This is a genomic window from Kitasatospora sp. NPDC048286 (genome assembly GCF_043201735.1).
Classification (GTDB): Bacteria; Actinomycetota; Actinomycetes; order Streptomycetales; family Streptomycetaceae; genus Kitasatospora.
In genome coordinates this window covers 345,107-357,927 of sequence record NZ_JBICZE010000010.1, presented here as the reverse complement: position 1 = coordinate 357,927, position 12,821 = coordinate 345,107, and the positions used below count along the sequence as shown (strand labels likewise).

Genomic DNA, 12,821 nt, shown 5'->3' with positions numbered 1-12,821 from the left:
ACATTCCGAACCCGGAAGCTAAGCCTCACAGCGCCGATGGTACTGCAGGGGGGACCCTGTGGGAGAGTAGGACGCCGCCGAACAATTCTTCTGAAAAGCCCCTGATCCATTCGGATCAGGGGCTTTTCGCATTTCCCGGAAACCGGACTCGACGGGCTCGATGGGTTCGAGGGATTCAACGGATCTGACGGACCGACGGATTCGATCGATTCGCCAGACGGCCGCGTCAGCCGCGATCAGGGCACCGGAGGCACCGCGTGCCCCGCCCAGCCTTGTCTACGCCCGTAGCACCCCTTCACGGCCCGTCTGAAGGGTCGTGGGACCCCGTTGGCGTCAGTCGCCGGGCTTGGCGCTGGTGATGACGGCGAAGACGGCGCCGTGGGGGTCGACCAGCTGGGCCAGCCGGCCGACGCCGTGCACGTCCATGGCCGGGATCCGTACGGTCGCGCCGAGGGTGGCGGCGATGGCGAGGCTGGCGTCGGTGTTGGGGACCTCGAAGTAGGGGAGCCAGTGCGAGGTGGTGCCGCGCGCGGTGTGCTCGGGACCGAGCTGCATGATGCCGCCGTGGGCGTCGTCCGTGCCGCCGCCGGCCGGGGTGAGGACGGTGTACATCACCTCGCCGAGCGGGACGTCCTGCTCCTGCCACTCGAAGACGGCCCGGTAGAAGGACTTGGCGCGTTCGGCGTCGACGCTGTAGCACTCGGCCCAGCAGAGGCTGCCCTCCTCGGTGACGAGGTCCAGGCCGCGGGTGTCGTGCGGCTGCCAGACCGCGAAGTCCGCTCCGGTCGGGTCGGTGTAGCCGGCCATCCGGCCCGCGGTGAAGACGTCGAAGGGGGCGAACCGGACGCGGCCGCCGGACTGTTCGACCAGGGCGGTGGTGTGGTCGGCGTTCTCGGTGGCGAAGTAGATCGTCCAGCCGGGAGGGGCGCCGTCCTCGGCGACCGGGCCGAGGGCGGCGACGGTCCGGCCGTCGAGCTGGAAGAAGCCGTAGCCGCCGGCCTCGGGGCCGGCCGAGTCGAAGGTCCATCCGAACAGCGCGGTGTAGAAGTCGACGGACGCCCGGGTGTCGGGACTGCTCAGGTCGAGCCAGTCCGGGGAACCGGGGCGGAAGTCGGTGTTGAGCATGGCGGCACTGCTCCTCGGACGGGGCGCGGGCGGGCGCGGTCGACGGCGGTCCCCCTCGGTTCCTCCCACCTTGGCACCTCGGCCGGGGCGCTGCACGGCAGCAACGGTTCCGGGGCTGTCGGGGCAGGGCGGTACGGTGCGTAGCGGAATGATCCACCCGTACCGGTCGAAGGGGGTCCGGTGAGCAAGCAGGCGTCGCAGTCCGGGCAGCAGGTGCCGCGCCAGCTGGCGCAGGTCGAGGGCGTGCTGGAGCGGATCACCTACGCCAACGAGGAGACCGGTTACACGGTGGCCCGGGTGGACACCGGCCGGGGCGGGAACGACCTGCTGACGGTGGTGGGCGCGCTGCTGGGGGCGCAGGTCGGCGAGTCGCTGCGGCTGCACGGGCGGTGGGGCTCGCACCCGCAGTACGGGCGGCAGTTCACGGTGGAGAACTACACCACGGTGCTGCCCGCGACCGTCCAGGGGATCCAGCGGTACCTGGGTTCGGGGCTGATCAAGGGGATCGGGCCGCGGTTCGCCGAGCGGATCGTGGAGCGCTTCGGGGTGGACACCCTGGAGGTGATCGAGAACGAGCCGGGCCGGCTGATCGAGGTGCCGGGGCTGGGGCCGAAGCGGACGAAGAAGATCGCGGCGGCCTGGGAGGAGCAGAAGGCCATCAAGGAGGTGATGGTCTTCCTGCAGGGGGTCGGGGTGTCCACCTCGCTGGCTGTGCGAATCTACAAGCAATACGGCGACGGCTCGATCGGTGTGGTGAAGAACGAGCCGTACCGGCTGGCCTCGGACGTCTGGGGCATCGGCTTCCTGACGGCGGACCGGATCGCCCAGGCGGTGGGCATCCCGCACGACAGCCCGGAGCGGGTGAAGGCCGGCCTGCAGTACGCGCTGTCGCAGAGCACCGACCAGGGGCACTGCTTCCTGCCGGAGGAGCGGCTGATCGCGGACGGCGTGAAGCTGCTCCAGGTGGACGTCGGGCTGGTGATCGACTGCCTGGCGGAGCTGGTGGCGGCCGAGGGGGTGGTGCGCGAGGCGGTCCCGGGGGAGGGCGGCGAGCCGGTCACCGCGGTGTACCTGGTGCCGTTCCACCGGGCGGAGATCTCGCTCGCCAACCAGTTGCTGCGGCTGCTGCGTTCGGACGAGGACCGGATGCCGTGGTTCGGGAACGTGGACTGGCCGGTGGCGCTGGACTGGCTGGCGAAGCGCACCGGGGCGGAGCTGGCGCCGGAGCAGGAGCAGTCGGTGCGGCTGGCGTTGACGGAGCGGGTCGCGGTGCTGACGGGCGGTCCGGGCTGCGGCAAGTCGTTCACGGTGAAGTCGATCGTGACGCTGGCGTTGGCAAAGCGCGCCAAGGTGGTGCTGGCGGCGCCGACCGGCCGGGCGGCGAAGCGGCTGGCGGAGCTGACCGGGGTGGAGGCCTCGACGGTGCACCGGCTGCTGGAGCTGAAGCCCGGCGGGGACGCCGCCTACGACCGGGACCGGCCGCTGGACGCGGACCTGGTGGTGGTCGACGAGGCCTCGATGCTGGACCTGATCCTGGCGAACAAGCTGGTCAAGGCGGTGCCGCCGGGTGCCCACCTGCTGTTCGTGGGGGACGTGGACCAGTTGCCCTCGGTGGGTGCCGGGGAGGTGCTGCGGGACCTGCTGGCCGAGGGCGGGCCGATCCCGTCGGTGCGGCTGACCAGGATCTTCCGGCAGGCGCAGCAGTCCGGCGTGGTGACCAACGCGCACCGGATCAACGAGGGCAGGCCGCCGCTGACGGACGGACTGGCGGACTTCTTCCTGTTCGCCGAGGACGACGTGGAGCGGGCGGCCGGGCTGACGGTGGACGTGGTGGCGCGCCGGATCCCGCAGAAGTTCGGCTTCGACCCGCGCCGGGACGTGCAGGTGCTGGCGCCGATGCACCGCGGCCCGGCCGGCGCGGGGAACCTGAACACCCTGCTCCAGGCGGCGGTGACGCCGGCCCGGGAGGGGCTGGCCGAGCGCCGCTTCGGCGGCCGCACGTTCAGGGTGGGGGACAAGGTCACCCAGATCCGCAACAACTACGACAAGGGGCGGAACGGCGTCTTCAACGGCACAGTGGGAGTGGTGACCGCCCTCAGCGTGGACGACCAGCGGTTGACGGTGCTCACCGACGAGGACGAGGAGGTGGTGTACGAGTTCGACGAACTGGACGAGCTGGCCCACGCGTACGCGGTGACGATCCACCGCTCGCAGGGCAGCGAGTACCCGGTGGTGGTGATTCCGGTCACCATGTCCGCTTGGACGATGCTCCAGCGGAACCTGCTCTACACCGCTGTGACCAGGGCGAGGAAACTGGTGGTGCTGGTGGGGTCACGCAAGGCGATCGGACAGGCCGTTCGGGCCGTCAGCGCAGGTCGGAGGCACACCGCGCTCGATCATCGGCTGTCTACTGGATGATTATCCAACGGGATGGTTGCCTCTAATGTTCTCTTGACGTGAAGAGATTTACGGCAGAGCCTAGGGTGGTGCCGATCTTGTCCGGTTCGTACCGGCTGCGGCGGCAGGTTTTGTAGGGGCGGGCCCTTTCGGGCCACCCCGGGTGCGCGACTGTCCTCCGGATGGGGGATGGTAGAGACAGTCAGGGCACCTTGGAAGAGGATTCATTTCGTCGGTGAGGAAGACGTGAGCGACAACTCGGTAGTACTGCGGTACCAGGACGGCGAGTACGAGTACCCCGTCGTCGAGAGCACTGCGGGCAACTCCGGCTTCGACATCTCGAAGCTGCTCCCGCAGACCGGCCTGGTCACCCTGGACAACGGCTTCGGTAACACCGCCGCGTACAAGTCCGCGATCACCTTCGTGGACGGCGACAACGGCATCCTGCGGTACCGCGGCTACCCGATCGAGCAGCTCGCCTCCGATGGCGGCTTCATCGAGACCGCGTACCTCCTGATCAACGGTGAGCTGCCGAACGCGGACCAGCTGGCGGAGTTCAACCGCGAGATCACCCAGCACACCCTGCTGCACGAGGACGTCAAGCGCTTCTTCCAGGGCTTCCCGCGGGACGCCCACCCGATGGCCATGCTGTCCTCGGTGGTCGGCGCGCTGTCCACGTTCTACCCGGAGAGCCACAACCCGTTCGACGCGGCCCAGCGCCACCTGTCGACCGTGCGCCTGCTCGCCAAGCTGCCGACGATCGCCGCGTACGCGTACAAGAAGGCGATGGGCCAGCCCTTCGTCTACCCGCGCAACGACCTGAGCTACGTCGAGAACCTCCTGCGGATGACCTTCGCCGTCCCCGCCGAGGACTACGAGCTCAACCCGGTCATCGTCAACGCGCTGGACAAGCTGCTCATCCTGCACGCGGACCACGAGCAGAACTGCTCGACCTCCACCGTGCGCCTGGTCGGCTCCAGCCACGCCAACCTGTTCGCCTCGATCTCGGCCGGCATCTCGGCCCTGTGGGGCCCGCTGCACGGCGGTGCCAACCAGGCCGTGCTGGAGATGCTGGAGAGCATCCAGAAGGACGGCGGCGACGTCGACGCCTTCATCACGAAGGTGAAGAACAAGGAAGCCGGCGTCAAGCTGATGGGCTTCGGCCACCGGGTCTACAAGGCCTTCGACCCGCGCGCCGCCCAGGTCAAGCTGCTCGCGCACGAGGTCCTCGGCCAGCTCGGCAAGAACGACGAGCTGCTGGACATCGCGCTCAAGCTGGAGGAGCACGCCCTCAAGGACGACTTCTTCATCTCGCGCAAGCTGTACCCGAACGTGGACTTCTACACGGGTCTGATCTACCGCGCCATGGGCTTCCCGACCAGCATGTTCACCGTACTGTTCGCGCTCGGCCGGCTGCCGGGCTGGATCGCCCACTGGCACGAGATGATCAACGACCCGACCAGCCGGATCGGCCGCCCGCGCCAGATCTACACCGGCACCGCGATCCGCGACTACGTCCCGCTGGACGCCCGCTGACCGGAGCGGAGCCGACCACCGGCCCGCGCGGAAGCTGAAAGGGGCCCGGCCGCTGCCTGAGCGGTCGGGCCCCTTCGCGTCCCGGTGGCGCGCCCGAGGGCCCGCGCGGGGACGGAACCGTACGGCGCACGACTCCGGGGCCGGCCGCAGCCGGGGACGGCCGCTCAAAGCGTCCCAGGCCCGCCAGAACCCCGGCGTCGTGCGCGAAGGCCGTCGAGAGCCGACGACCGTTCCCGGGGCCCGCCGGAGCCCCGTCGGCGACAGCCGCTGGAAGCGCGGGGACACGATGCCGTTCAGCGTGTCCCCGCCCATCGGAAAAACTGCCGCACTACCAACCTAAGACGTATCAGGGTGCGAGAAGTTACGCCCCGGGGGTGTGAGCTGCCTCTCGCCACGCTCCGTGTGCGCGTCGTACCTCGCCCATATCACACGTTCACACGGGCGGGACGTCACCCTCCCCGCAGTCACGGCAACCGAGCGTGATAGGAATCGTGGCATTCCGGTACGGACCGTCGCGCCATTCGCCACGCGACGGCGGAACTGGGGAGGGAGTGGGCTGATGGCCAGGAACGTCGTCGTCACCGGTGGTGGCACGGGAATCGGGTACGAAGTCGCGCGTCGGTTCGTCGAGGCCGGCGACCGCGTGGTGATCGTGGGCCGCCGCCGGGAGGTCCTGGAGAAGGCCGCGGCCGACCTCGGGCCGAACGTCACCCCGCTGGTGTGCGACCTCGCCGACCCGGACGCCGTCGAGGCCGCGCTCGCCGATCTGCCCGAGCGGATCGACGTCCTGATCAACAACGCCGGCAGCCGGGAGACCGTGGTCGGCGGCGGCCCGCACGCCCTGCTGGCGCGCTGGCGCGGCGACTTCGAGCGCAACGTGCTCACCGTGGTGCTGCTCACCGAGTCGGTCCGCGACCGGCTCACCCCGGGCTCCGGCCGCGTGGTCACCATCAGCTCCATCGCCGCCCTGCGCGGGGCCGGTTCGTACGGCGCGGCGAAGGCCTCGCTGCACGCCTGGAACCACTTCCTGGCCGCCCAGTTGGGCACGTCGGGCATCACCGCCAACATCGTCGCGCCGGGCACCGTCGCGGGCACCGAGTTCTTCGGGCCGCGGCTGGACGAGGCCGAGGTCGCCCGCCGGTCCGCCCGCACCCTGCTCGGCCGGATCGGCGAGACCGGTGAGGTCGCGGCGGCGGTGTACTTCCTGGCCTCGCCCGAGGCCGGGTTCATCACCGGCGAGATCCTGCACTGCAACGGCGGCGAGCTGCTGGGGCGTTGAGACGAGCCCGGACAGACCCGAGGGCCCCGGACCGGTGTCGGTCTGGGGCCCTCGCGCGTGCGGTCGGGGTGTCCCGGTCGGGGTGTCCGGGCTCAGGCGGGCCGGAAGCGGCGCAGCCGCAGGCTGTTGGTGACCACGAAGACCGAGGAGAAGGCCATCGCGGCCCCGGCGATCACCGGACTGAGCAGGCCGGCCGCGGCCAGCGGGATCGCCGCCACGTTGTAGCCGAAGGCCCAGAACAGGTTGCCCTTGATGGTGCCCAGGGTGCGGCGGGAGAGCCGGATCGCGTCGGCCGCCGAGCGGAGGTCGCCGCGGACCAGGGTGAGGTCGCCGGCCTCGATGGCGGCGTCGGTGCCGGTGCCCATCGCCAGGCCCAGGTCGGCCTGGGCGAGCGCGGCCGCGTCGTTGACGCCGTCGCCGACCATCGCCACGACCCTGCCCTCGGCCTGCAGCCGCCTGACGGTGGCGACCTTGTCCTCGGGGAGCACCTCGGCGATCACGTGCTCCGGCGCGATGCCGACCTCGGCCGCCACGGCCCCGGCCACCGCCCGGTTGTCGCCGGTGAGCAGCACCGGGGTCAGGCCCAGTGCCCGCAGTCTGTCGACGGCCTCGGCACTGGTCGGCTTGACCGCGTCGGCGACCTCCAGCACGGCCCGCGCCTCGCCGTCCCAGCCGACCGCGATCACGGTGCGGCCGGCCGCCTCGGCGGCGGCCTTGGCGCGGGCGAGGGAGGGCGGCAGGTGCAGGGCGCGGTCGGCCAGCAGGGCCTCGTGCCCGGCGACGACCGCGCGGCCCGCCACGACCCCCTCCACGCCCCGTCCGGGCACGTTGCGGAAGTCCGCGACGGCGGGCAGTTCGCCGGCCTCGGCGGCGGCCTCGGCGACCGCCCGGGCGATCGGGTGCTCGGAGGCGTGCTCGACGGCGCCGGCCAGGCGCAGCGCCTCGGCCTCGTCCACGCCCTCGGCGGTGTGCACCGCGACCAGGGCCATCCGGCCGGTGGTGACGGTGCCGGTCTTGTCCAGGACGACGGTGTCCACCGTGCGGGTGGTCTCCAGCACCTCGGGGCCCTTGATCAGGATGCCGAGCTGGGCGCCGCGGCCGGTGCCGACCATCAGCGCGGTCGGGGTGGCCAGGCCCAGGGCGCATGGGCAGGCGATGATCAGTACGGCGACGGCCGCGGTGAAGGCCTCGGTGGGGCTGTCGGTGGTCAGCAACCAGACCACCAGGGTGGCCAGGGCGATCAGGATGACGACCGGGACGAAGACGGCGGAGATCCGGTCGGCCAGCCGCTGGGCGGCGGCCTTGCCGTTCTGGGCCTCCTCGACCAGCTTGGCCATCCGGGCCAGCCGGGTGTCCGCGCCGACCCGGGTGGCCTCGACCACCAGCCGGCCGCCCGCGTTGACGGTGGCGCCGGTGACGGTGTCGCCGACGGTGACCTCGACCGGGACGGACTCGCCGGTCAGCATCGAGGCGTCCACCGCCGAGGCGCCCTCGACCACCGTGCCGTCGGTGGCGATCTTCTCGCCGGGGCGGACCACGAAGCGGGTGCCGACCGTCAGCCGGTCCACCGGCAGCCGTACCTCCCGCCCGGCCCGGAGTACCGCGACGTCCTTGGCACCGAGGTCGAGCAGGGCGCGCAGGGCGGCGCCGGCCCGGCGCTTGGAACGGGCCTCCAGCCAGCGGCCGAGCAGGATCAGCACGGTGACGGCGGCGGCGGTCTCCAGGTAGAGCGAGGAGGAGGGATCGGTGTCGCCGACGGACGGTGAGAACTCGTGGCGCATCCCGGGCCGGCCGGCGTGGCCCCAGAACAGCGCCCAGCAGGACCAGCCGAAGGCGGCCAGGGTGCCGAGCGAGACCAGGGTGTCCATGGTGGCGGCGCCGTGCCGCAGGTTGGTCCAGGCGGCGCGGTGGAAGGGCAGGCCGCCGTGGACCACGACCGGGCCGGTGAGGGCGAAGGCCAGCCACTGCCAGTTGGTGAACTGGAGGGCCGGGACCATCGACAGCAGGACGACCGGGAGGCTGAGGACGGCGCTGATCAGCAGCCGGTCACGCAGAGGGTCGGCGGGCTCGGGCTCGGGTCCGGGCTCGGGGGCGGCCGGGGCCGGGGGCGGCGGGAGTTCGGCGGTGTAGCCGGTGCGCTCGACGGTGGCGATCAGCTCCTCGACCGTGGTGCCGGGGCCGAAGTCGACCCGGGCCTTCTCGGTGGCGAAGTTGACGGTGGCCTCGACGCCGTCCATCCGGTTGAGCTTCTTCTCGATCCGGGCCGCGCAGGAGGCGCAGGTCATCCCGCCGATCGACAGCTCGACCCGGTCCCGGGCCCCGAGGTCCGGGGCGGACGTGCTCATGCGGATCAGCTCCTTGGTCGGGCGGACGGCGGGAGCGGTTCGAGGCCCCCGCCGTGCCGGGGGGTTCAGGCGCTGCGGCCGACCAGCTCGTAGCCGGCCTCGTCGATCGCGGCGCGCACCTGCTCGTCGTCCAACGGGGCAGCGGAGGAGATCGTCACGGTTCCGGCCGTGGCGTCGGCGGCGACCTCGGTGACCCCGGCCAGGGCGGAGACCTCCTCGCTGATCGCCTTCTCGCAGTGGCCGCAGCTCATGCCGGACACGGTGTAGGTGATGGTGCTGGACATGGAGGCCTCCGGGAGGTCAGGGCGGCCCGGGTGCTGCCCGGGATGCGGCGCCGACAACGACTCTGCTACCGACACCATACCCCTCCAGGGTATTTCCGGGCGGGGTGGGGTGGGATGTCCCGCGGTGCGGGGGGCGGGCCGGTAGGGCCTCGCCCGTGATCGTCCCTTATGTTCGGTATGTGTTTCCGCTCCGCCGCGCCCAGTCTCCCTCGGCTCCCACGGCAGCCGGACTGCCGCCGGACCGGCAGCGCGGCGCCCTGCTCGCCGCCGACCTCCAGGACGTGCCGTTCTGGCGACGCGCCACCCCGGCACTGATCGCCGTCCTGCTGGTCGGGCTCGCGGACTTCCTCTCCGGCAAGGACCGCTACCTCGCCCCGCTGATGACCGTGGTGCCGACCGTCGCGGCGCTGACCCTGAAACCCCGCGAACTGCTCCTGGTCTGCTCCCTCGGGCTGGTCACGGTGTTCGGGCTCAGCCACCACGACGAGGTCGACAACATCAACGACGCCCGCTTCCTGTACGGGGCGATGGTCAGCTACGTCGTGCTGACGCTGTTCTCGGCCTGGGTCGCCAAGATCCGGATGCGGCGGGCGGCGGCCTTCGCGGCCGTCAGCTCCGTCGCCGAGGCCGCCCAGCGGGCGCTGCTGCAACTGCCGGGGCCGGCCGTCGGACCGCTGCGGCTCGCGGTGCGGTACGTGTCGGCGGCGGACGCCTCACGGATCGGCGGGGACCTGTACTCGGTGCTGGAGACCCCGCACGGCACCCGGGTCGCGGTCGGGGACGTCCGTGGCAAGGGGCTGGCGGCGGTGCAGACCGCGGCCGTGGTGCTGGGAGCGTTCCGCGAGGCGGCGTACGACGAGGCCGGGCTGCGGGGCGTCGCCGCGCGGATCGAGGCCAGCGTCGAACGGCACGTGCCGGACGGGGAGTTCACCACGGCGCTGTTCGCGGAGTTCCGGACGCCGGGGGCGATGGAGCTGCTGCAGTACGGGCACGTGCCGCCGATCCGGGTGGACGGCGACGGGCGGGCGCACGTGCTGCACGCGCCCGACCCCTGGGTGCCGCTGGGGCTCGGCCGGCTGGCGGCGGGGGAACCGACGACCTGGGGGCAGCCGTTCGGTGCGGAGGACGTGCTGGTGCTCTGCACGGACGGGGTGATCGAGGCGCGGCACCGGACGAACGGGGAGTTCTACCCGTTGGCGGAGCGGGTCGGGCCGCTGGTGCGGGGAGCCGCGCGCTCGGCGGGGGAGCTGGAGGCGGCGGTGGGGCGGGTGTACGCGGACCTGCTGGCGCACACGGGCGGGGAACTGCGGGACGACGCCCTGCTGCTGCTGATCGCGCGGACGGACGGGTGAGGGGCGCTCCGCGGGGGCCGGGGGTTCGGGGTTCGGGGGTTCGGGGCGCGGTGCGGGTGGGGGCCTTCCGCTTCGCGCAGTTCCCCGCGCCCCTGCCGGGGCTCGGGGAACTGCGGGGGGAACAGGAAGGGAAAGGGCCCGGGATCTGCCCGAGAGCGCGGGCCGGGAGGGGAGCGCTCGGGGAACCGGGCGAGGAGGAACGGGGGGCTCAGGTGGCGGTGATGTCGGCGAGGGTGCGGAAGACGAGGGCCGTGGAGGTGGCGCCCGGATCCTGGTGGCCGATGCTGCGGTCGCCGAGGTAGGAGGCGCGGCCCTTGCGGGCCCGGAGCGGGACGGTGTCGAGGGCGCCCTGCTCGGCGGCGTCGGCGGCCGCCGACGCCGCCGCGGGGAGGCCGGCGCCGGCCGCGGCGCGGAAGGCGGCGACGGCCGGGGTCCAGGCGTCCACGATGGTCTTGTCGCCGGGTTCGGCCTTGCCGAGGAGGCGGACGGCGTCCAGGCCGGCCGACAGGGCCTCGGCGACCGCGGCCGGGCCGGCCGGTTCGGGCAGGGCGGCGCCCATCGCGCGGAAGGCCTTGCCGTAGAGCGGGCCGGAGGCGCCGCCGACCTTGGAGATGAGCGTGGTGCCGGTCTTGGTGAGGACGGCGCCGGGGCCGGCCGGTTGGAGGCCGTCCAGGGCGGTCAGGGCGGCGGCGAAGCCGCGCTGGAGGTTGCTGCCGTGGTCGCCGTCGCCGATCGCCGAGTCCAGCTCGGTGAGCCGGGAGCGCTCCTTCTCGACGGCCGCGGCGATCGCGCGGATCCAGGCCTCGGCCAGGGCGGTGTCGAAGTCCATCGGGTCTCCTTCGGTGTGGCTCGGGGCTGGGGCGAATTGATCGGACACGCCCTACGCCCGCTTGAGGGCGGGGGTGTCGACCGGGGCGTCCCAGAGTTCGAGCAACTGGGCGTCGGCCTTGGTGAGGGTGAGCGAGAAGCCGGCCATGTCCAGGCTGGTGACGTAGTTGCCGACCAGGCTGCGGGCCACCGTGATGCCGCGCTCGGCGAGCCTGGCGGCGACCTCGCCGTAGACCACGTACAGCTCCAGCAGCGGGGTCCCGCCGAGGCCGTTGAGCAGGGCGATCACCTCGTCGCCCGGGGTCAGGTGGTGGTCGGTCAGGATGGTCTCGACCACCTCGGCGGCGAGTTCGCGGGCCGGGCGGAGCTTCTCGCGCCGGCGGCCGGGCTCGCCGTGGATGCCGACGCCGACCTCGACCTCGTCCTCGGGCAGGTCGAAGCCGGGCCTGCCGGCCGCCGGGACGGTGGCCGCGGTGAGCGCGATCGCGAAGGAGCGGGAGGCGGCGTTGACCCGCTCGCCCAGGGCGGCCACCTCGTCCAGCGGGGCGCCGCGCTCGGCCAGCGCGCCGGCGGTCTTCTCGACCAGGACGGTCGCGCCGGTGCCCCGGCGCCCGGCCGTCCAGGTGGAGTCCTCGACCGCGACGTCGTCGTTGACCAGGACGGTGCGGACCTCCAGCCCCTCCTCGGCGGCGAGTTCGGCGGCGAGTTCGAAGTTCATCACGTCGCCGGTGTAGTTCTTCACGATGAAGACCACGCCGGCGCCGGTCTCCACGGCCTTGGCGGCGGCCAGCATCTGGTCCGGGACGGGCGAGGTGAACACCTCGCCGGGGCAGGCGGCGTCGAGCATGCCGGGGCCGACGAAGCCGCCGTGCAGCGGCTCGTGGCCGGAGCCGCCGCCGGAGATCAGCGCGACCTTGGCGGCGGCCGGGCGGACGGTCCTGGTGATCACCCGGTTGGGGATGTCCACCGCCAGCTCCGGATGGGCGGCGGCGATTCCGGCCAGCGCGTCCTCCAGGACGCCTTCCGGGGTGTTGATCAGCTTCTTCAACGCTCTTCGCTCCCTTGGTGACCTGGGTGACCTGGGCGGGGACGCCACGGCAGTCGACGCCGTCGCCCCGACGCTACGCCAGACGGGGGTGGTGGGCACGGGGTGCGACACGCGGGATTCCGACCACTCTCCCGGAGCAGCGGGTTCCGGCCGTAGGGTCGGCCGCATGAGTGAGAACGTGGGCATTGTTCTGGTCTCGCACAGCGCCCGGCTCGCGGAGGGGTTGCGCGAGCTGCTCGGCGAACTCGCCTCGGACGGCGTGCGGGTGGTCGTCGCGGGTGGCACCGAGGACGGCGGGCTCGGCACCAGCTACGACCTGATCGCGGCGGCGATCGCGCGGGCCGACGCCGGGGCGGGCGTGGTCGTGCTGCCGGACCTCGGCAGCTCGGTGCTCACCGCCGTCACGGTGCTGGAGGACGAGCCGCGTCCGGGCGTGAGGCTGGCCGACGCGCCGTTCGTGGAGGGTGCGGTGGCCGCCGCCGTCACCGCCTCGACCGGGGCCGGGCTGGCCGAGGTGGTCGCGGCGGCCGAGGACGCGCGCGGGTTCCGGAAGCTCTGAGCTCCGGGCGGCGCGGAGGGGCCCCGGAAGGAAGCACCGAAGGAAGCCCGGATGGGAACCCCCGCGGG

Annotated in this window: 10 protein-coding genes and 1 rRNA gene; 6 read left to right on the top strand and 5 right to left on the bottom strand. The window is 72.6% G+C overall.

Annotated elements, in window-relative coordinates:
* A 5S ribosomal RNA gene (gene rrf, locus ACGF13_RS25320) occupies positions 1-83 on the top strand; the annotation flags it as partial.
* A 250-nt stretch (positions 84-333) separates the two neighbouring features.
* Here rrf and ACGF13_RS25315 read toward each other — a convergent pair.
* A complete protein-coding gene (locus tag ACGF13_RS25315; RefSeq protein ID WP_392878823.1) occupies positions 334-1,125 on the bottom strand; it encodes a VOC family protein in 792 nt (263 codons plus the stop codon).
* Positions 1,126-1,305: 180 nt separating this feature from the next.
* Here ACGF13_RS25315 and ACGF13_RS25310 point away from each other — a divergent pair, with 180 nt between their 5' ends.
* From ACGF13_RS25310 to ACGF13_RS25300, 3 genes are all read left to right on the top strand, one after another.
* Positions 1,306-3,543, top strand: coding sequence for an ATP-dependent RecD-like DNA helicase (locus ACGF13_RS25310; protein ID WP_392878821.1), 2,238 nt, complete (start codon positions 1,306-1,308; stop codon positions 3,541-3,543).
* 225 nt (positions 3,544-3,768) lie between these two features.
* Positions 3,769-5,058, top strand: a complete 1,290-nt coding sequence (locus ACGF13_RS25305) for a citrate synthase (RefSeq protein WP_392878819.1) — start codon at positions 3,769-3,771, stop codon at positions 5,056-5,058.
* Positions 5,059-5,617: 559 nt separating this feature from the next.
* Positions 5,618-6,337, top strand: a complete 720-nt coding sequence (locus tag ACGF13_RS25300; RefSeq protein WP_392878817.1) for an SDR family NAD(P)-dependent oxidoreductase — start codon at positions 5,618-5,620, stop codon at positions 6,335-6,337.
* 92 nt (positions 6,338-6,429) lie between these two features.
* Here ACGF13_RS25300 and ACGF13_RS25295 read toward each other — a convergent pair whose 3' ends face one another.
* Positions 6,430-8,682: a heavy metal translocating P-type ATPase gene (locus ACGF13_RS25295; protein WP_392878815.1), complete on the bottom strand. Its 2,253-nt coding sequence runs from the start codon at positions 8,680-8,682 to the stop codon at positions 6,430-6,432.
* A 65-nt stretch (positions 8,683-8,747) separates the two neighbouring features.
* Entirely contained in the window at positions 8,748-8,966 is a 219-nt protein-coding gene (locus ACGF13_RS25290; protein ID WP_387757800.1) for a heavy-metal-associated domain-containing protein, read from the bottom strand.
* 179 nt (positions 8,967-9,145) lie between these two features.
* Between ACGF13_RS25290 and ACGF13_RS25285 the strand changes: the two genes are divergently transcribed.
* Complete coding sequence (locus tag ACGF13_RS25285) at positions 9,146-10,318, top strand: PP2C family protein-serine/threonine phosphatase (RefSeq protein ID WP_392878814.1); 1,173 nt, start codon at positions 9,146-9,148, stop codon at positions 10,316-10,318.
* Positions 10,319-10,526: 208 nt separating this feature from the next.
* Here the strand turns inward: ACGF13_RS25285 and dhaL are convergent, their stop codons facing one another.
* Positions 10,527-11,147: a dihydroxyacetone kinase subunit DhaL gene (gene dhaL, locus ACGF13_RS25280; protein ID WP_392878812.1), complete on the bottom strand. Its 621-nt coding sequence runs from the start codon at positions 11,145-11,147 to the stop codon at positions 10,527-10,529.
* 51 nt (positions 11,148-11,198) lie between these two features.
* Positions 11,199-12,194, bottom strand: coding sequence for a dihydroxyacetone kinase subunit DhaK (gene dhaK, locus ACGF13_RS25275; protein ID WP_392878810.1), 996 nt, complete (start codon positions 12,192-12,194; stop codon positions 11,199-11,201).
* A gap of 166 nt (positions 12,195-12,360) precedes the next feature.
* On the opposite strand from dhaK, the gene dhaM reads away from it, so the two are divergent.
* Positions 12,361-12,753 (top strand): dihydroxyacetone kinase phosphoryl donor subunit DhaM, encoded by a 393-nt coding sequence (gene dhaM, locus ACGF13_RS25270; RefSeq protein ID WP_392878808.1) that lies wholly within the window; start codon positions 12,361-12,363, stop codon positions 12,751-12,753.
* Positions 12,754-12,821: the final 68 nt, after the last annotated feature.